The organism is Actinomycetospora sp. 2LY8.5 (assembly GCF_057180585.1).
The window spans coordinates 1-18565 of record NZ_JBXUHE010000024.1; the positions used below are offsets into that span (position 1 = coordinate 1).

Genomic DNA, 18565 nt, shown 5'->3' on the forward strand with positions numbered 1-18565 from the left:
AGCAGGGGGCAGAGCGGGGGGAACAGCAGCCTACGGCCATTGACGGCAGCTCTGATGGAAGCCATCCCCGCTCCGCCTGCACACCCGGAGCCAACACCAGCTCCGGCCGCACCTCTGAAGGTAGGGCCTGATGTCGTCGATCGAGAAGCGGCTTCGCGACGGCAACACCACGTGGGTCGCGAGGTGGCGTGATCCGTCGAGAAAGCAGCGGAAGCGCTCGTTCCCGCGCAAACTCGACGCTCAGCGCTTCCTCGCGACGGTGGAGGCCGATCTCGTCCGGGGCAACTACGTCGACCCGAACGACAAGACGGTCTTCCGGGACTACGCGGAATCGTGGCGGCTGGCGCAGGTCCACCGCCCGACCACTCAGGCGCACGTGGAGACCAACCTTCGCCGGAACGTCTACCCGTACTTCGGTGACCGCCGGCTCGCCTCGATCCGCCCGAGTGAGGTGCAGGCGTGGGTGAGCCGGCTGTCCTCGGAGCCCGGTGCACTCTCCGCCTCCACGGTGCAGGTCGTGCACGGGATCGTCGCGTCGATCTACAAGGCGGCGATCCGCGACCGGCTGGTCTCGTCCTCGCCGTGCGAGGGGACGCGGTTGCCCAAGAAGCTCCCGCGCGAGGTCGTCCCGCTGGCGACGGAGACGGTGGAGGCGCTGATCTCGGCCGCTCCCCCGCGTCTGCGGGCCCTTGTCGTCCTCGGGGCCGGAACGGGGATGCGGCAGGGCGAGTGCTTCGGGCTCGCGCTCGACCGGATCGACTTCTTGCGCCGGACGCTACGGGTGGACCAACAGCTCGTGCTCATGCCCGGGAAGGCCACGTTCCTCGCGCCGCCGAAGACGTCGGCGTCGCATCGGACGATCCCGCTCCCCCAGGTCGTCGTCGAGGAGCTGGCCGAGCACGTGCGTCGGTTCCCGTCATCGCACCCGGACGGGCTGATCTTCACCGTCGCGAACGGGAGCGGACTGCGCAGAACGGCGTTCTCCCGCGTGTGGCGCCCGATGGTGTCCGTGGCCGGCGCTCCGGCTGGGACCGGCTTCCACGATCTCCGGCACTACTTCGCGTCGCTGCTGATCCGCCACGGCGAGTCGGTGAAGACCGTGCAGAGCCGGCTGGGTCACGCGACGGCGGCCGAGACCCTGGACACCTACTCGCACCTGTGGCCGGATTCGGACGACCGCACACGCGAGGCCGTCGATTCCGTATTGAAGTCGCCGAGCCAGACGCGCGTGTGCAACCAACTGAATGCTAGTCGATCTTCTCGACACCGAACTCGCTGAAACGTGGAACGGCCGTATCGCCTGCCACCTCAACGAAGGCGAAGGCTCCTATTCCCTGCTCTCCCGGACCGAGTAGCAGCTCCTTTTCGAGATAGTCCAGTCGAGTGTCGTTGATAAGCAGAACGAGGGAAATTCCCGAGGGGGTGTCTCTGCACTCTGCAGTCATCGTATTCTCTTGGTAGGCATCGAACCCAGGGACTTGCGATGGTTCTGTCCCGCCCGTAGGCGTCTTAATATAAGCGGCACCGGTGTGCGTGACGCTGAATTCGTATCGTTCATCCTGACTTGTACCGCGACACCACAGACTCCAACCTCCTTGGCCACGTAGAAGTTGCGAGGTTGCGGTTACACGTACATTCGTAGCAGTGGGAGCCCCGACTGGGCGCGACCAGATGGCATACCCCTCCCTTGGAAGCATAAGATACCCCGACGAGTCATATCGTGCCTCGTTGGTGGAAAGGCCAGATAGAGTCCACACTGGCCCATCGCGCTCAGAAAAGTCGTCCGAAATCAGGACAGTCGGCGCTCCGAGGGAGCTGGCAGCGAACGACGCCACTAAGAGCGCGACACCTAGCACGATCGCGACAGCACTCCACCTTGACCCTCGGAGCAACTTGATCCAAGCAACTCGTTGAACGAACCGCCTACGCGAAAGCATGTAGACGCCAGCAGCTAGAAAAGCTACTCCAAAGGTCTGCCATAGGTCGAGATCGAGTGGACCGAGGAGCTGAAGAACATTGGCCGCAATGCCGATCAAGACTACTGAAACAAGATCAACTCGATCTGGTTTTTCAACCCCGCCAACTCTGATCGGAACTGTGGGATCGGAGTTACCAGGGAATCCGCTATCACCTGATCCAGTTGACTCTGATGCGTCTCCAGGCTGAAGTGGACCGGAACCGTCTCCGTTCAACTTGGCAACTTCCAGTGTCTAGTAGTCTCGGCCGTAAAGCCGATGAAGAAGAGTAAGGGTGCGCATTCCCGGGTGAAGACTTCTTGGTCACGTGGGTGTCCGCTTGATCGTCGCAAGCCATGGCGAACTCGTTACACGCGAGGCGGGAGATGTGTGCGCTTGGCCTGCCGTGTGCCCCTGGTGTGCCCCGGGACGGGCGCCGAGGACGGGTCCGGGTAGGAACATGCAGGTCACAGGGTGTGGGGCGGACGAGTCGGCCTGTAAGCCGGATCCTGTGCCCACGTCCCTCGCGGGAGCGTGGGTGGCGACCATCCATCTCGGCCCGCCGTTGCCGGCGGGCTCCAGCGGTCTACCCGCAGGTCTCGGGCGGGCAGCCCTCGGACGACCTGCGCGGTGCTCCGCGAGCGGGGCACCTTCTTGACCTTGCTCCGGGTGGGGTTTACCGAGCCGTCCTGGTCGCCCAGGACGCTGGTGGTCTCTTACACCACCGTTTCACCCTCACCACCGGGCGAACCCGATGGCGGTCTGTTCTCTGTGGCACTGTCCCGCGGGTCACCCCGGGTTGCTGTTGGCAACCACCCTGCCCTGTGGAGTCCGGACTTTCCTCGACGGGGATCACCCGCCGCGGTCGCCCGGCCGACTCGTCCGCAGGACCAGGCTACGACACACACCTCGTATGCTGTCGGCGGTGTACGAAGGACGGCCCCTCGGGGCCACGGAAGGGGACTCCGCATGACGCCGCCGGCCACGCCGCAGCGCATCGAGCGGCCGGTGCCGCTGCGCGAGAGCGCCTACAACGCGATCCTCGACATGATCGTCACACGCGCGCTGCAGCCCGGGCAGCACCTGGGTGAGGCCGAGCTGGCCTCGACCCTCGGTGTGTCCCGCCAGCCCGTCCGCGAAGCCCTGCAGTGGCTGAAGAACGACGGCTGGGTCGAGCTGCGCCCTGGCTTCGGGGCGTTCGTGCACAACCCGACCGAACGCGAGGCCGAGCAGCTCCTCGACGTGCGCGCCCTCCTCGAGACCGAGGCGGCACGCCTCGCCGCGCTCCACGCCGACGAGGACGACGTGAAGCAGCTGCGCAAGCTCCACCGGGTGGGCGTCGGCGCGGTCGAGGGCGGCGACCGCGCCGAGATGGTCGAGGCCAACGCGAGCTTCCACGCCGCGGTCGCGCGCGCGTCGCGCAACGACGTGCTCGTCGAGCTCGCCGCGCAGGTCGACCGCCGGGTCCGCTGGTACTACACGCCGGTCGCCCAGCAGCGCGGCGAGCAGTCGTGGAGGGAGCACGCGGAACTCATCGAGGCGATCGTCGCCGGCGACGCCGACCGCGCGGCGGCGGTGATGCGCGCCCACACCGAGGAGACCCGCCGGTCCTACCTCGCGGCGGCCGAGGACGACGCGCTCGCCGCGGACGGCGCCGCTGCGGGGCGCTGAGCCCCCGGGATCGTGTGCGGGAGCCCGGGCCGCGTCAGCGTGCGCACCGCCAGCGCGGCGACCACCGAGACGGGCACGGCCAGCGCGAACGTCGCGCCGAACCCCCAGTGCGCGACGACGCTCGCCGCGACGCCGACGCCGAGCAGCCCGCCGACGGCCTTGGCGCTGTAGACGACGGCGTGCACGTCGACGGCGTTGCGGTACCCGAAGAACTCGCGCGTCAGGCCCGCGAACAGCGGGTAGAACGCGCCGCCGCCTGCGCCGGCCAGCGCCGCGCCCGCGATCAGCAGCGACACCGACGTCGAGGCGGCCGCTGCGGCGAGCACGGCCTGCGCGATCGCCTGCACGACGAGCACCGCGCTGATCGTCCGCGCGGCGCCGACGCGGTCGGCGACGGTGACCGCCACCGAGCGGCCGACCCCCGCGAGCACGACGAGCGCGCCGGCCGCGAGCACGGTCACGCCTTGACCGGCACCGATGTCGAGGGCGAGGACGACCAGGAACGCCGCGTCGAGCAGCGACACCGCGACCGCGGCGGCCAGGACGAGCCCGATCAGGGGCAGCACGCGCGTCCGCACGGCCTGGCGCGTGGTGAACGCCCGCGCCGCGGCCGGGTTCTCCAGGCGGACGGGCGAGCGGCGCAGCGCCCAGCGCCGCGGGTCGACGTGGGCCGGCCACCAGTCCGCCGGCGGGTCCGCGAGGAGCAGCCCGGCGCCGACGACGAGCACGAGTACCACGACGCCGGCCCCGACCAGCGCGGACGACAGCCCCGCGGGCGAGACGGTCAGCAGGGTCGCCGCGACCACGGGCAGCGACCCGAGGGCGAAGGCGCCCGTGACGACGCTGACCTGCCGGGCGGCGCGCTCCGGGTACCAGGCGGCGGCGACCGAGCTGCACGTCGCGTAGACGATCCCGGCGCCACTGCCGGCGAGCACCGCGTAGCCGACGACGGCGAGCAGGGCGCCCGCCGTCCCGAGCGCGACCAGCCCGAGCGCGCACAGGACACCGCCGACCGCCATCAGCGCCTGCGGCCGGATCGCACGGCGCCCACGCAGGGCCGCGACCGGGAACCCGATGCCGCCCTGGAACACCGTCCACGCGGCGAGGAGCCAGAACACCTCCTCGAGCCCCCAGCCCCGGGCCGCCATGAGGGTCGGCGCGACGGCGCCGAAGGCGTACTGCATGACGCCGACGGCCGCCATGGCGAGGGCCGCGGCGCCCAGCACGGAGGACCGCGGCCGCCCGAGGATCTGGCGGGGATCCTCCCCGACGCGGTAGCGGCGACCGTCGCAGTCGCGCACCTCGGTCCCGGCCGACTCGTTCATGGCGGCTCCTTCCATACTGTATACGAAGACTCTCAAACTGGTGACCTGGGACACAACCCCCACTCGTCCTGAGAGACCGCGGCCGGCGGGCTAGCGTCTCCGGGGTGTCAGGGTGGGAGGTCCTCCTCCTGGGGGTGCTGGGCCTGCTCGCCGGGGCCGTCAACGCCGTCGCGGGTGGCGGGTCCCTGATCGTGTTCCCGGCGCTGCTCGCCGTGGGGATGCCGCCGTTACCGGCGAACGTCACGAACTCGGTGTCGCAGTGGCCCGGCTACGCGGGCTCCGTCGTCAGCGCCCGGGACGATCTGCGCGAGCAGCACCGGCGGCTGGTCACCACCTCGATCGTCGCCGCCGCGGGTGCGGCGATCGGCTGCACGCTGCTGCTGGTCCTGCCGCAGTCGGTGTTCGACGCGGTCGTACCCGTGCTCGTCCTGCTGGCGAGCCTCACGCTGGGCGCGCAGCCGTGGATCAAGGTGTGGACCGGCCGGTCCGAGCGCACCACCGACAACCCCCGCGTGCTCATCCCGGCGATCTTCCTGGCGGCGCTCTACGGCGGCTACTTCGGCGGGGCGCTGGGCGTGGTGCTCATCGCCGTGCTCTCCCTGCTCGCCCACGACACCCTGCGGCGGCTCAACGCGCTGAAGGTCCTGCTCTCGCTGGTGACGAGCACGGTGACGGTGGCGCTGTTCGCGTTCCTCGCCCCGGTCGACTGGCTCGCCGTGCTCCTGCTCGCGCCGACCACGCTGGTCGGCGGCTTCCTCGGCATGGCGGTCGCCAAGACGATGCCCGACGGGGTGCTGCGCTGGAGCGTGGTGGTGCTGGGCGTCGCGGTGGCGATCTACCTCTTCGTGACGTGACCGTCCTCGCCGTCGGCCTGCTCGCCGCCGTCCTCACCGTCGCGGTCACCCGCCCGCGCGGGCTGCCCGAGGCGTCAGTCGCCGTACCCGCCGCGGCCGTGGTGCTGCTGGCCGGACTGATCGCCCCCGGCCGCGCCGGGGAGGAGGTCGTCGAGCTCGGGCCGACGGTCGGCTTCCTCGCCGCCGTGCTGGTTCTCGCCCACCTCGCCGACGCCGAGGGCGTGTTCCGCTGGGCCGGCGGCCACCTCGCCGCACACTCCCGGGGCCGGTCACGCCGCCTGTTCGCGCTGGTCGTGCTCGCCGCGACGCTGACGACCGCGGTCCTGAGCCTCGACGCGACCGTGGTGCTGCTGACCCCGGTCGTGCTCGACACCGCCCGGCGCCTCGGCGCGCGCCCGGCGCCGCACGCGTTCGCCTGCGCGCACCTGGCGAACAGCGGCTCGCTGCTGCTGCCCGTCGCGAACCTCACCAACCTGCTGGCGCTGCAGGCCAGCGGGCTGACGTTCCTCGGCTTCGCGGGGCTGATGCTGCTGCCGCAGCTCGCCGTGCTCCTCGTCGAGTACGCCGGGCTGCGGCTGACGTTCCGCCGCGACCTCGCCGAGCCCGCCGACCCGCGCGGGCCGGACGAGGAGGTGCCGGTCCCCCGGGTCGCGCTCGCCGTCCTGGCCGCGACGCTCCTCGGTTTCGCGGTGTCGTCCCCACTGGGGGTCGAGCCGGTGTGGGTCGCGGTGGCGGGCGCGCTGGTCCTGGCCACGAGGACGGTCGCCGCCGGTCGGACACGCCTCCGCGACGTCGTGCGCGCCGCGGCGCCGCTGTTCTGCCTGTTCGTCCTGGCCCTCGGCGTCGTCGTCGCGGCGGTGACCGACCGGGGCCTCGGCGCGCTCGTCGCCGACCTGCTCCCGGCCGGTACCTCGTTCGCGTCGCTGCTCGGGTCGGCGGCGGTCGCGGCCGTGCTCGCGAACGTCGTCAACAACCTCCCCGCGACGCTGATCCTGCTGGCCGCGCTCGGGCCGACGCCGGCGGTCGGCGCCGTGCTCGCCGTGCTGATCGGCGTGAACGTCGCGCCGAACCTCACCCCGGTCGGCTCGCTCGCGACGCTGCTCTGGCGCCGCGTGCTCGCCGCCCGCGGCGTGCCCGCCCCGCTGGGGACGTTCACGGTCGCGGGGCTCGCGACGGTCCCGCTCGGCGTGGTCGCGGGAACCGCCGCGTTGTGGATCACGCTCACCGTGACGGGCTGACCTCCAGGGGCGGCGCGGCGATCGTCCGCCAGTACGGCTCCGACCCCGGGGGGTACGGCCGGTACCAGGACGAGCGGTCGCTCCCCGGCAGCCGCGAGCGGGTGAATCCTGGGTCCATGACCACATCGGAGCTGACCGACCGCCTCGCCCTCGCGGACGACCTCGTCCTGACGCGCATGGGGTACGGCACCATGCAACTCGCCGGGCCGGGCGTCATGGGGCCGCCCCGTGACCGCGACGAGGCCGTCGCCGTGCTGCGCGAGGCCGTCGACCGCGGCGTCACGCACATCGACACGAGCGACTACTACGGCCCGTTCATCGTCAACGAGATCCTCCGCGAGGCCCTGCACCCCTACCCCGCCGACCTGCGGATCGTCACCAAGGTCGGGTGCCGGCGGGGCGAGGACGGGTCGTGGAACCTCGACACGTCGCCCGACGAGCTGGTCCGCGAGGTGCACGAGAACCTCGAGCGGCTCGGCCTCGAGGCGATCGACGTCGTCAACCTGCGCGTATCCGACGACCACTCGGAGTCCCTCACCGAGGCCTTCCGCACGCTCGCCGACCTGCGCGAGCACGGGCTGATCCGCCACCTCGGGGTCAGCAACGTCTCCCCCGAGCAGCTCGCCGAGGCCCGGGAGATCGCGCCGGTGGTGTGCGTGCAGAACCACTACAACCTCGTGCACCGCGCCGACGACGACCTCGTCGACCACTGCGCCGCCGAAGGCATCGCGTACACCTCGTTCTTCCCGCTGGGCGGCTTCTCGCCGCTGCAGTCGGACACGCTCGCGCGCGTCGCCGAGCGCGTCGGGGCGACGCCGCAGCGGACCGCGCTGGCGTGGCTGCTGCAGCGCTCGCCGACGATGCTGCTCATCCCCGGCACGTCCTCGCGGGCGCACCTGCGGGAGAACCTGGCCGCCGCGGATCTCACCCTGCCGGCGGACGCGGTCGCGGAGCTCGACAGCATCGCGTGACGGCGGCCTCGTGCTCGGCGCGTGATGTCCGTCGACGTGGAGACGCGGGCCGGAAGCGGGCGCCCGAGGCGACGCAGGCCGGCGTCACGGGCGTCATCGGGCACCTGTCGGTGCGTCGGGACGGGTCGTCGTCCGGAGAAGGGCGGGGTCCGGCCCCTCCGGGTGGGGCGTGGCCGGCGGCGCTGGAGCGGCGTCCAGCTCCCGGAACGCCGGGGCGAGCAGCGCGAGCACCGCCGCCACGCCCACGAGCGCGGCGAGCACGAGCCCGGCGACGGGCAGCCCGGCGCCGGCGGCGACGGCCGCGAGCGGGGCGTTGGTGAGCGCCGGGGCGGCGAGCGTGACCGTGTTCTGCGCCCCGAGCACCCGACCGCGCATGGCGTCCGGGGTGGCCTCGACGATGATCACGCCGAGCAGGGCGGACGCCGGAGCGAAGGTGAGGCCGACCAGCACGGCACCGCCGAGCACGACCCACGGCGAGGCCATGCTGCCGACCGCGCCGAAGCCCACGAGCGTGCCGAGCATCCCGACGACGAACCACGTCCGCCGCGCCAGCCGCTCGGCGACGGCGGCGTAGACCGCGGAGCCGGCGATGCTGCCGCCCGCGATCGCCGAGAGCGTCAGACCGGTGAGGCTCGCGAGGCCCTCGCCCGTGAAGTAGGCGGGCATCAGCGTGCTCTGCAGCGCGCCGAGGACGGCGGCGAGCACGGACGTGAGCAGCGTGGCGCCGAGCACGAGGCGCCGGTGGGCGAGGAAGCGCCAGGCGTCGACCAGATCGGTCACGGCGCGGCCGAGCGATCCGCCGGGCGCCGAGCCCCGCTCCCGCGCCGGGGCGACACCGGCGCGCGGGTCGATGACCAGCGCGGTCAGCGCGGCGAGCAGGCTCGTCGCGGCGGTGGCCAGCATCACGACCGGCGAGAGCCCGACGAGGGCGACGAGCAGCCCGCCGAGCCCGGGGCCCGCGAGGATGAGGACGTTGCCGACCGTCTCGCGGGTCGCGACGAGCTTGTCGAGTGATCCCGGGCCGCCGCGGCCGAGGCGGGCGAGCGCCGGCAGCAGCGTCTCGCGCGCCGTCATGCCGGGCACGCGGATCACCGCCCCGATCACGCCGAGCAGTAGGAACCAGCTCACGTCGAGCCCGAACGACGGCGTCGACCACGGGCAGCGCGGCGACCGCCGCGGCGGCGAGCAGGTCGCAGGCGATGGAGACCCGGCGCCGGTCGATCCGGTCGACGAGCAGCCCGGACACCAGTCCGGCCACCGCGGAGGCCGTCGTCGTCGCGGTCGCGAGGACGCCGGCGGCGAGGACGTCGCCGGTCCGGGCGAGAACGATCAGCGGCAGCACGACCGACGCGATGCCCTGGCCGAGCAGCGACAGCCCGTACGAGACGAAGAAGATCGCGCTGCGGGCCCGGGTCCGGTCGCCGGCCATCTCGTTCCCTCCCTCGAGCGGTGACGAGGGACAGGACGCACCCGGCCGTCGGGGCACACTCAAGGAACCGGGGCGTGATCCGGAGCACGCTTGACCATGACGCAGCGGCACGGTTTCCACTGAGGTGGACGCCCACGCGACCAGGAGGACCGACCGATGGGGTGGAGCACCCGCCAGCTCGCCGAGCTCACCGGGACGACGCTGCGGGCCGTGCGGCACTACCACGAGGTGGGGCTGCTGGAGGAGCCCGAGCGGCGGGCCAACGGCTACAAGCAGTACGGCGTCGCGCACCTCGTGCGGGTGCTGCGGATCAAGCGGCTGACCGATCTCGGGTTCTCGCTGGCCCAGATCGAGGAGATGGGTGACGCCGACGACCATCCCGAGCAGGCGCTGCGCACGCTCGACGCCGAGCTCGCCGAGACGATCGAGCGGCTGCAGCGCGCGCGGGTCGAGCTCGGGCTGATCCTCACCCAGGCGGTGCCCACCGACCTGCCGCCCGAGCTCGCCGCGGCCGCGAAGAACGTCAAGCTCTCCGACGCCGACCGGTCCTTCTCGGTGGTCATGAGCCGAGTGCTCGGGTCGCGGGGCCTCGAGGCGTACGCGGAGCTGCTCCGGGACACACCCGAGGACCCGTCGTTCCAGGAGTTCGACGACCTGCCCGCCGACGCCGACGAAACCGCGCGCCAGGACCTCGCCGAGCGGATGGCCGAGCCCACCCGCGCGGTCCGCGCCGCCCACCCCGTGCCCGACATCGCGACCGACGGCCCGCTCGGCCGCAAGCGGGCCGGCGAGACCATCGGCACGGCGATGCGCGAGCTCTACTCCCCCGCACAGATCGACGTCCTGATCCGCCTGGAGGCCGAGATCACGAAGCTGGAGGAGTCGGAACCGGAGTCAGGCCAGGTATGACGTGTCGTTCACGAGGCGCACCGAGGCGCCCCCGTCGGGCCAGAACTCGACCACCGACAGGCACGCCAGGTCGAGGTGCAGCCGGTAGAGCATCTGCGGGCCCCCGTCGAGGGCCCGACGCAGGATCAGCTTGATCGGCGTGACGTGGCTGACGATCACGACGGTCTGGCCGGGGTGGCGGCGCAGCACGTCGTCGAGTGCGCCGTACACCCGGCCGGCGACGAGGTCGAAGCTCTCGCCCCGAGGCGGGCTGACCGCGCTGTCGCCGAGCCATGCGCGGTGGACCTCGGGGTCCTGCGCGGCGGCCTCGGAGAACGTCAGCCCTTCCCAGGTGCCGAAGTCGGTCTCGGTGAGGCGGTCGTCGACGGTGACGCCGAGGCCGAGGACGCCCGCGACCGGCTCGGCGGTCTGCCGCGCGCGCAGGAGTGGCGAGCTGATCACCGTGCGGATGTGGCTGTCGGCGGCGACGTGCCGGGCGGCCAGCGCCGTCGCCGCGGCGGCCGCCTGCTCGAGGCCCTCGCGGGTGAGCTCGGGGTCGCCGCGCCCGGAGTAGCGGCGCTCCACCGACAGCGGGCTCTGCCCGTGACGCAGCAGCAGGACCCGGGTCGGCGAGATGTCGCCGCGCCCCGTCCACGAGCCCGCCGTGCTCATCGGCTCTTCTCCGTGCGCACCACGATCGCCCCGCACTGCTCGCAGCGCACGACGTCGTCGGGGGCGGCCGCGGCGACGTCGCGCAGCTCGCTGCGGTCCATCTCCAGGCGACAGGCGCCGCACCGGTTGCCGACCAGCTCGCCCGCGCCCGTGCCCGACCGGGCGCGGAGCTGGTCGTAGAGGCCGACGAGGTCCGCGGGCAGATCCTTGGCGACCTCGGTCCGCTCGGCGCCGCGGCGCTCCTCGAGGACGTCGAGGTCGCCGAGCACGCCGTCGCGGCGCTCGACGGCGTCGGCGAGGGCCGACTCCGCGGCGTCGAGCTCGGACTGCTCGTGGGCGAGGTCGGTCTCGGCGGCGTCGAGGCGCTCCATGACCTCGAGCTGCTCGTCCTCGAGGACGCCGCGGCGGCGCGCGAGGGTGTCGAGCTCGTGGGAGAGGTCGGTCATCTGCTTGGCGGACACGCTGCCCGAGTCCATGAGCCCGCGGTCACGCTCCTCGCGGGTACGGACCTGCGTGACCTCCTGCTCGAGCTTGGCCACCTCCCGGCCGAGGTCGCTCACCGACGTCCGGGCGCGCACGACCGCGTCGCGGTGGCCCTGCACCGTCGTCTCGGCCTCCTCCACCGCCGCCTGCTCGGGCAGCGTGCGCCGGCGGTACTGGGCCCGGCCGAGCTCGGCGTCGAGGGCGGCCAGGTCGAGCAGGCGGCGCTGGGCGGTCGGGTCGGCCTTCATGCGTTCACGGCTCCTGACGGCTGGCCGACGGTCCACGCGTCGGTGCGGGTGGTCGACACGGTGATCTCGAGGTCGGGGGCGGCCCGGGCGAGCACGGCCGCGGCCTGCGCGCACCAGGGGTGCTCGGAGGCCCAGTGGGCCACGTCGACCAGGGCGGGGGCACCGGGCTCGGCGAGGTGGTCGGTGGCGGGGTGGTGGCGCAGGTCGGCGGTGACGTAGACGTCGACCCCGGCGGCGCGGACGAGGTGCAGCATCGAGTCGCCGGCCCCGCCGGAGAGGGCGACCCTCTCGACGGTCCGCGTGGGGTCGCCCGCCGACCGCACGCCCCAGGCGGTGGCGGGGAGGGCGTCGGCGACCCTCTCCGTGAACCTTGCGAGGGTCTCCGGTGCGGGCAGCGCGCCGACGCGGCCGATCCCGACCGTCTCGTCGTCCTCCGGGGCCAGCGGGCGCTCCACGGCGACGCCGAGCGCGTCGGCCAGCGCGTCGGAGACGCCGGGGTTCGCGGCGTCGGCGTTGGTGTGGGCGGTGAACAGGGCGACGCCGCCGCGGATGAGCCGGTGGATCGCGTCGCCCTTCGGCGCGGTGGTCGCGACGGCGTGCACGCCGCGCAGGAGCAGGGGGTGGTGGGTGAGGAGCAGGTCCGCGCTCTCCGTGATCGCTTCGTCGATCACCTCCGGCAGCGGGTCGACGGCGACCAGCACCCGGCGCACCGGCGCGGCCGGGTCGCCGACCGTCAGCCCCACCGCGTCCCAGTCCTGCGCCAGCGCCGGCGGGTACGCGGAGTCGAGCGCGGCGACGGCGTCGGCGACGGTGGTCATGGCCGTCCATTCTGCCCACCGCGGCGGTGGCGTCCCGGTGCGGGCGCGCGGGGGTTCCGCAGCGAACGCGCGGTTCGCTGCTTCTACGCGCACGAACTCCCCGTTCGCGGCGTCGCCGGGGCGCCCCTCGGCCGCGCCGCGGGCCGCACCGGGATCATGGCCGACGTGCACGTCGTCTTCATCTGTTCGGGAAACATCTGCCGGTCGCCGGTGGCGGAGAAGGTGTTCCGCGCGCGCCTGGCCGACGCCGGCCTGACCGACGCGGTGCAGGTCAGCAGCGCCGGTATCGGGCCGTGGCACGTCGGTGAGCCGATGGATCGCCGGGCGGCCGACACCCTGCGCGAGCGCGGTTACGACACCCGGCACACCGCGCGGCAGGTCGACCGTGAGCTGCTCGCCGCCGACCTGCTCGTGGCGGCGACCGAGGACCACGTGCGGGACCTCGTCGCCGGCGGCGTCGATCCCGAACGCGTCGTGCTGCTGCGCGCCTTCGACCCGGACGCGCCCGAGGGCGCCGAGGTGCCCGACCCGTACTACGGCGGCCCCGGCGGGTTCGACGAGGTGATGGACATGGTCGAGGCGGCGATGCCGGGGCTCGTGGCGCGGGTCGCGCCGTGACGTCCGTGGACGCGCTCCTGGCCGGGGGCGGTCGTGGGGTGCGGATGGCCACGCTCGACGACGGCACCGAGGTCGTCGTCAAGTCCGGGGAGCCGTCCGCCGTCGCCGCCGAGGCCGCCGGGCTGCGCTGGCTGGCGGAGCCCGACGTCGTCGGCGTGCCCGCGGTGCTCGGGGAGGCCGAGGGCGCGATGGTCTCGACTCGTGTGCCGGCCGGCCGGCCGGACGCGGCGTCCGCCGAGACGTTCGGCCGGGGGCTCGCCGCGCTGCACGCCGCCGGCGCCCCCGCGTTCGGGGCCCCACCGCCGGGCGGCCCGGTGCACGCGTGGATCGGCGAGGCGCGCATGGTCAACGAGGCCGGCGAGCACTGGCCGTCCTGGTACGCCGAGCACCGCGTCCTGCCCCACGCCCGGCGCGCCCTCGACGGCGGCGACCTCGCGCTCGTCGAGCGGGCCTGCGCGCGGTTCGAGGACGTCGCCGGACCGCCCGAGCCGCCCGCGCGCCTGCACGGCGACCTGTGGACCGGCAACGTGCTGTGGTCCGGCGGGCAGGGCTGGGTGATCGACCCCGCCGCGCACGGCGGGCACCGCGAGACCGATCTCGCGATGCTCGCGCTGTTCGGGACGCCGCAGCTGGAGACGATCCTCGCCGCCTACGACGAGGCCGCGCCGCTCGCCGAGGGTTGGCGCGACCGCGTCGGGCTGCACCAGCTCTTCCCCCTGCTCGTGCACGCCGAGCTGTTCGGTGGCGGGTACGGCAGGCAGGCTCTCGCGGTGTGCGAGCGGATAATCTGAGTCCGTGCGGTTCCTGCTGAAGCCCGGGTGGATCGCTCTGACGCTCGCCGTGGCCGCCTTCGCGTTCGCCTGCTACTACCTGCTCGCCCCGTGGCAGTTCCACCGCGGCGACGAGCGCTCCGGCGACAACGCCGCGCTCGTCCGGGCGGTGTCGACCGCGCCGGTGCCGCGCGCCGAGCTCGTCGCCCCCGGCGCGGCCCCCGGCGAGGACGTGGCGTGGCGGCAGGTCACCGTCACCGGCACGTACCGCCCGGAGGGGCAGGTGCTCGTGCGCCTGCGCAGCATCGAGGGGCATCCGGCCAGCGAGGTCATGACCCCGCTCGTCAGCACCACCGGCGAGACCGTGCTCGTCGACCGCGGCTACGTGCGCACCGACTCCCACGGCGCGTTGCCGACGATCCCGGCGCCGCCCGGCGGGGCGGTGACGGTGACCGGCTACCAGCGCCTCGACGAGGGCGCGCCCACCCGGCCCGCGGTCGTCGCCGACGGGCAGCGTCAGGTCTACTCCGCGGACGCCGCCACGGTCGCCGCGGCCGGCGGGGTGGCGACGAGCCCGGGGTACGTGCAGCTGCTGCCCGGCCAGCCCGGTGTGCTCACCCCCGTCCCGCTGCCTCCGCCCGACCCGAACCCCTCGTACTCCTACGCCTGGCAGTGGCTGATCTTCGGGTTGATGGCGATCGGGGCGTGGATCTACTTCGCGCGCCTGGAGTACCGGCGCGAGCGGGGGCTCGAACCGCGGCCGCGGGATCGCCAGGACCCCCGCGACGCCGCCGACGGGACGCACTGGGACGCGCAGGCACCGTCGCCGACCGAGGACGAGCTCGCGGACCGGTACGGGCGTCGCTGAGCGATCGTGTCGGCGTTCTGACACCGGACGTCAGCCGTCCGCCTCCGGCGCGGCACCTCCGTCGTGCTTCGTGCCGCAGGGTGCAGCACCCGTCACGGCGACGGCCAGGGCGGCCGCCGCGAGGCCGACGGCGCGGGAGAGGCGGACGGCGCGCGGGAGGTCGGCGACCTCGGGGGTGCGGCCGCCGCCGAGCACCGGGCGGTCCTGGACGCCGTAGGGGTAGACGGTCCGCCCGCCCAGGCGCAGGCCGAGCGCGCCCGCGAACGACGCCTCGACCGGGCCGGCGTTCGGGCTCGGGTGCGCGGGGGCGTCACGGCGCCACGCCCGCCAGGCGTCGCCCGGCCGCCCGCCGACCAGCGGCGCGCACGCCGCCGTGACCAGCGCCGACACACGGGCCGGGACGACGCCGACGACGTCGTCGGCGCGCGCCGAGGCCCAGCCGAACCGCTCGTACCGCGCCGACCGGTGCCCGACCATCGCGTCGAGCGTGTTCACCGCCCGGTGCCCGAGCAGGCCGGGCACCCCGGCCACGGCGCCCCAGACCAGCGGGGCGACGACGGCGTCGGCGGTGTTCTCGGCGATCGACTCGAGCGCCGCGCGCGCCAGGCCGTCGGGGTCGAGCGCCGAGGGGTCGCGCCCGCAGAGGTGCGGCAGCCGCGCGCGGGCGGCGTCGAGGTCGCCGGCCTGGAGGGACGCCGCCATCGCCGTGCCCTCGGCCGCCAGGGACGTGCCGCCGAGGACCGTCCAGGTCGCGGCGGCGGTCAGCAGGGTGCGGGCCGCGGGGGTCCGGACACGCTCGGCGAGCACCCCCACGCCCACGGCCCCGCCGACGAGCACCGCGGCGTACGCCACCCCCGGACCGCGCCGGTCGGCCCACCAGCGCCGCTCGAGCGCACCCGCCACGGCGCCGAACGCGGCGACGGGGTGACCGCGGCGCGGATCGCCGAGCACCGCGTCGGCGAGCACCCCGAGCGCGAGCCCGGAGGCCCGCGCGAGCGGCACCTTCGGCGGCCGCGGGGCCCTGTCGATCATGCGAACCGAGCCTCTCGCCGCGTGACGCCGGTGCCGGCGTTCCGGCGAAGGGCGCCCCGCACCCGTCTACGCGAGCGGAGGGGCCCTTCGGTCGGAACCTCACTCACCACGTGATGATCTCACCCCGGCCGTGACAGGGTGCTCGCCGTGGCTTTCAGCGACGAGCTCTGGGACGCGGGCTCCGGGATCTACGACCGGGTCCGCGCGCACCCGTTCCTCACCGGCCTGTCCGACGGCACGCTGCCGCACGCGGCGTTCCGGCACTTCGTCGTGCAGGACTCCCACTACCTGCGCGGGTACGCGCGGGCGTTGGCGGTGCTCGCCGCGCGGGCGCCCACAGAAGCGGACACGGTGATGTTCAGCCAACACGCCGCCGGCGCGATCGCGGCCGAGCAGGACATGCACGCCGAGCTCGCCGACGCGCTCGGGACGTCGAGCGACGGCGACGTGCCCGTCGCACCGACCACCACCGCCTACACGAGCTATCTGCTCGCGACGTGCCACGGCGGGTCGTTCGCCGAGGGGCTCGGCGCGGTCCTGCCGTGCTACTGGATCTACGCGCGGGTCGGCGAGGCGCTGCTCGAGGGCTCCTCCCCCGACCCGCTCTACGCCCGCTGGATCGCCATGTACGGCGGCGACGAGTTCCAGGCGGTCGTCGACGCGGTGCTGGCCCTGACCGACCGCGTCGGGCCGACCCTCGGCGACGTCGAGCGCGAGCGCGTCCGGGAGCACTACGTGACCACGTGCCGCTACGAGTGGATGTTCTGGGACGCCGCGTGGCGGCAGGAGGAGTGGCCGGTCTAGTCGACGCGGCACCGCAGCACGAACCGCGTCTCGACGACGTGCGGCGCCGTCCCCGGCGCGCGGCCCGGTGCGCTCGGGACGAGGGCACCCTGCGGGCCCGCGAGCGGGACCAGCTCCCAGCCCTGCCGCCCCAGCCGGTTGAGCTGCTCGGCGTACACGCGCGCCCAGGCCACGCGGTAGGGCCGGTACTTCTCGAGGATCAGCCCGTCCGACGGGCCGATGGCGTAGATCTCCCACTCGGCGATCTCCCACTCGGCGATCTCCCACTCGGCGATCTCCCACTCGGCGATCTGCCACTCGGCGATCTGCCACTCGGCGATCTGCCACTCGGCGCCCGCGTCGCCCGCCGCATCCTCGGACAGTCCGACCGCCGAGATCTCCAGCGTCGCGTACTCCCAGGCGCCGGCCACCCGCCGACCCTCACGGCGGGTCGGGACGCCGGGCACCCACGCGCCGGGGCACCCGAGCGCGATGACGGCGATGCCGGCCCCGATCAGGACCAGGCCGCCGAGGAGGAGAGCGGGGCCGCCCGAGGAACTACGTTACGTGGTCGTCACGGCCCGGACGGTCGGCTGATCGGGGCAATCGGCATCGCGCGGTGTCGGTGACGATCGCGCCGCGGGGTCGTAAGGTGTGCCGATCTCGTCTGGGAGGGCACATGGAGTTCGCTGTCCGGTACGTCAACGGCCCCTTGCAGGGCGTCGGGTCGATCACGCAGCCCGACAGCGCCGGCGAGGAGCCGCCGCTGCTCCAGCGCATCCCGCTGCCCAGCGGTGAGCACGGCCTGCGGCGCACGGTCTCCGACATGGCCGGCGGCGGACAGACCGCCATCTACGAGCGCACCGGGTACAACCAGCCCGCCGGCGAGTGGGAGTTCACGCTGGTCCGCGTGGAGTAGGTCCGGCCGCCCGGAGGTCGTGGCGGACCGGGGTCATGGTCCAGAATCGGGGCGTGACCACGGAACCCGACACCACGACCGGTGTGCTGCGTCCCGCCGCGCCGCAGGACGCGGAGAGGGTCGCGGCGATCTTCGCCGGCTACGTCCTGCAGTCGATCGCGACCTTCGTCGAGGAGCCCCCCACCGACGAGTACTGGCGTGATCGCATCACCGCCGCGGGGGCGAGGCTGCCGTTCCTCGTGGCCGAGGTGGACGGCGAAGTCGAGGGCTTCGCCTACGTCACGGCGTTCCGCCCCCACGCCGCCTACCGCTACACGGTCGAGGACTCGATCTACATCGCGCCGGAGGCCGCCGGGCGCGGGCTGGGCTCCCGCCTGCTGGCGGGTCTGCTCGACGCGCTGCGCGGCACCGAGATCCGCCAGGTCGTCGCCGTGATCGCCGCCCTCGCCGGATCCCGCCACGACACGCCGTCGATCGTGCTGCACCGCCGCCTGGGGTTCGTCGAGGTCGGACGGATGCCGTCGGTGGGCTACAAGAACGGGCAGTGGGCCGACACCGTGCTCATGCAGGCCGACCTCCGACCCGACGGCTGACCACCCGGAACGACGGCGGGCCGCCCCGCAGGACGCGGGACGGCCCGGGCGTGAGCTCCGGGGTCTCAGGCCTCGACGGCCGCGGGCGCCGGCCGGCTGACCCAATGGCGCTGCGCGTGCCGGGCGAGGGCACCGGCCACACCGAGGCCCGCTCCCGCACTCACGATCATGCCGATGAACACTGCCGCCATGACGGCTCCTCCTCACCACCTGCACGCGCCGCGTCCGGCGACCGGGTCCGGATGACCCGACCGGTGCGCGAGCGCTTGCGAACCGCGGGCGCTACCTGCACCCACAAGAACAGACGCGTCGGCCCCTCAGTGTGTTCCGCCGGGCCGTGACCTCATCGCATGACCCCACTCACAACAACCAGCCGCGTTCATCCTGTATCCCACGTTCGTATTCAGTAATGTCCGACGGGCAAGGCGAA

The 18565-nt window shown here is 73.6% G+C and carries 20 protein-coding genes and 1 other RNA gene; 12 read left to right on the forward strand and 9 right to left on the reverse strand.

The window, feature by feature from the left end; translation table 11 throughout:
• The first annotated feature begins 130 nt into the window (after positions 1-130).
• A complete protein-coding gene (locus AC2A1K_RS22310) occupies positions 131-1279 on the forward strand; it encodes a tyrosine-type recombinase/integrase (protein WP_483898529.1) in 1149 nt (382 codons plus the stop codon).
• 1158 nt (positions 1280-2437) lie between these two features.
• Here the strand turns inward: AC2A1K_RS22310 and rnpB are convergent.
• An RNA gene (gene rnpB, locus AC2A1K_RS22315) (RNase P RNA component class A) lies at positions 2438-2836 on the reverse strand.
• An 88-nt stretch (positions 2837-2924) separates the two neighbouring features.
• On the opposite strand from rnpB, the gene AC2A1K_RS22320 reads away from it, so the two are divergent.
• On the forward strand, positions 2925-3626 hold the full coding sequence (locus AC2A1K_RS22320) for a GntR family transcriptional regulator (protein ID WP_483898530.1): 702 nt from the start codon (positions 2925-2927) through the stop codon (positions 3624-3626).
• Here AC2A1K_RS22320 and AC2A1K_RS22325 read toward each other — a convergent pair.
• Complete coding sequence (locus tag AC2A1K_RS22325) at positions 3566-4951, reverse strand: MFS transporter (RefSeq protein ID WP_483898531.1); 1386 nt, start codon at positions 4949-4951, stop codon at positions 3566-3568. The genes AC2A1K_RS22320 and AC2A1K_RS22325 overlap by 61 nt on opposite strands.
• A 104-nt stretch (positions 4952-5055) precedes the next feature.
• On the opposite strand from AC2A1K_RS22325, the gene AC2A1K_RS22330 reads away from it, so the two are divergent.
• From AC2A1K_RS22330 to AC2A1K_RS22340, 3 genes are all read left to right on the forward strand, one after another.
• Positions 5056-5805 (forward strand): sulfite exporter TauE/SafE family protein, encoded by a 750-nt coding sequence (locus AC2A1K_RS22330; RefSeq protein WP_483898532.1) that lies wholly within the window; start codon positions 5056-5058, stop codon positions 5803-5805.
• A complete protein-coding gene (locus AC2A1K_RS22335; protein WP_483898533.1) occupies positions 5802-7043 on the forward strand; it encodes an ArsB/NhaD family transporter in 1242 nt (413 codons plus the stop codon). Before AC2A1K_RS22330 ends, AC2A1K_RS22335 begins: the two co-directional genes overlap by 4 nt.
• Before the next feature lie 116 nt (positions 7044-7159).
• A complete protein-coding gene (locus tag AC2A1K_RS22340; RefSeq protein ID WP_483898534.1) occupies positions 7160-8014 on the forward strand; it encodes an oxidoreductase in 855 nt (284 codons plus the stop codon).
• Between the two features lie 93 nt (positions 8015-8107).
• On the opposite strand, the gene AC2A1K_RS22345 is transcribed toward AC2A1K_RS22340, so the two are convergent.
• The gene (locus AC2A1K_RS22345) at positions 8108-9142 is read right to left on the reverse strand and encodes an MFS transporter (RefSeq protein WP_483898535.1); all 1035 of its coding nucleotides are present in this window, start codon (positions 9140-9142) and stop codon (positions 8108-8110) included.
• Between the two features lie 457 nt (positions 9143-9599).
• Between AC2A1K_RS22345 and AC2A1K_RS22350 the strand changes: the two genes are divergently transcribed.
• Positions 9600-10352: a helix-turn-helix domain-containing protein gene (locus AC2A1K_RS22350; protein WP_483898536.1), complete on the forward strand. Its 753-nt coding sequence runs from the start codon at positions 9600-9602 to the stop codon at positions 10350-10352.
• Here AC2A1K_RS22350 and AC2A1K_RS22355 read toward each other — a convergent pair.
• Genes AC2A1K_RS22355 through AC2A1K_RS22365 form a run of 3 tightly spaced genes read right to left on the reverse strand, consistent with a single transcriptional unit; the run spans position 10338 to position 12552 of the window.
• Positions 10338-11003 carry a histidine phosphatase family protein gene (locus AC2A1K_RS22355; RefSeq protein ID WP_483898537.1) on the reverse strand — a complete coding sequence of 222 codons (666 nt, stop codon included), beginning with the start codon at positions 11001-11003 and terminating at the stop codon, positions 10338-10340. The two genes, AC2A1K_RS22350 and AC2A1K_RS22355, sit on opposite strands and share 15 nt — an antisense overlap.
• Complete coding sequence (locus AC2A1K_RS22360; RefSeq protein WP_483898538.1) at positions 11000-11734, reverse strand: zinc ribbon domain-containing protein; 735 nt, start codon at positions 11732-11734, stop codon at positions 11000-11002. The genes AC2A1K_RS22355 and AC2A1K_RS22360 overlap by 4 nt, the downstream gene beginning before the upstream one ends.
• Positions 11731-12552 (reverse strand): Nif3-like dinuclear metal center hexameric protein, encoded by an 822-nt coding sequence (locus tag AC2A1K_RS22365; protein WP_483898539.1) that lies wholly within the window; start codon positions 12550-12552, stop codon positions 11731-11733. The genes AC2A1K_RS22360 and AC2A1K_RS22365 overlap by 4 nt, the downstream gene beginning before the upstream one ends.
• Before the next feature lie 156 nt (positions 12553-12708).
• Between AC2A1K_RS22365 and AC2A1K_RS22370 the strand changes: the two genes are divergently transcribed.
• From AC2A1K_RS22370 to AC2A1K_RS22380, 3 genes are read left to right on the forward strand one after another with little or no spacing between them, the layout of a single operon-like run.
• Complete coding sequence (locus tag AC2A1K_RS22370) at positions 12709-13170, forward strand: low molecular weight protein-tyrosine-phosphatase (protein ID WP_483898540.1); 462 nt, start codon at positions 12709-12711, stop codon at positions 13168-13170.
• 44 nt (positions 13171-13214) lie between these two features.
• Positions 13215-13961: a fructosamine kinase family protein gene (locus AC2A1K_RS22375; protein ID WP_483898632.1), complete on the forward strand. Its 747-nt coding sequence runs from the start codon at positions 13215-13217 to the stop codon at positions 13959-13961.
• Between the two features lie 4 nt (positions 13962-13965).
• Positions 13966-14808, forward strand: a complete 843-nt coding sequence (locus AC2A1K_RS22380; RefSeq protein ID WP_483898541.1) for an SURF1 family cytochrome oxidase biogenesis protein — start codon at positions 13966-13968, stop codon at positions 14806-14808.
• A 30-nt stretch (positions 14809-14838) separates the two neighbouring features.
• Here the strand turns inward: AC2A1K_RS22380 and AC2A1K_RS22385 are convergent, their stop codons facing one another.
• Positions 14839-15840 (reverse strand): cobalamin biosynthesis protein, encoded by a 1002-nt coding sequence (locus tag AC2A1K_RS22385; protein ID WP_483898542.1) that lies wholly within the window; start codon positions 15838-15840, stop codon positions 14839-14841.
• A gap of 147 nt (positions 15841-15987) precedes the next feature.
• Between AC2A1K_RS22385 and tenA the strand changes: the two genes are divergently transcribed.
• Positions 15988-16644 carry a thiaminase II gene (gene tenA, locus AC2A1K_RS22390; protein ID WP_483898543.1) on the forward strand — a complete coding sequence of 219 codons (657 nt, stop codon included), beginning with the start codon at positions 15988-15990 and terminating at the stop codon, positions 16642-16644.
• Here tenA and AC2A1K_RS22395 read toward each other — a convergent pair.
• Positions 16641-17054 carry a hypothetical protein gene (locus AC2A1K_RS22395; protein ID WP_483898544.1) on the reverse strand — a complete coding sequence of 138 codons (414 nt, stop codon included), beginning with the start codon at positions 17052-17054 and terminating at the stop codon, positions 16641-16643. The genes tenA and AC2A1K_RS22395 overlap by 4 nt on opposite strands.
• A 248-nt stretch (positions 17055-17302) precedes the next feature.
• On the opposite strand from AC2A1K_RS22395, the gene AC2A1K_RS22400 reads away from it, so the two are divergent.
• Positions 17303-17542 carry a hypothetical protein gene (locus AC2A1K_RS22400; RefSeq protein ID WP_483898545.1) on the forward strand — a complete coding sequence of 80 codons (240 nt, stop codon included), beginning with the start codon at positions 17303-17305 and terminating at the stop codon, positions 17540-17542.
• Between the two features lie 53 nt (positions 17543-17595).
• Positions 17596-18135 (forward strand): N-acetyltransferase family protein, encoded by a 540-nt coding sequence (locus tag AC2A1K_RS22405; protein ID WP_483898546.1) that lies wholly within the window; start codon positions 17596-17598, stop codon positions 18133-18135.
• Between the two features lie 65 nt (positions 18136-18200).
• On the opposite strand, the gene AC2A1K_RS22410 is transcribed toward AC2A1K_RS22405, so the two are convergent.
• Positions 18201-18326: a hypothetical protein gene (locus tag AC2A1K_RS22410; RefSeq protein ID WP_483898547.1), complete on the reverse strand. Its 126-nt coding sequence runs from the start codon at positions 18324-18326 to the stop codon at positions 18201-18203.
• Positions 18327-18565 lie beyond the last annotated feature (239 nt).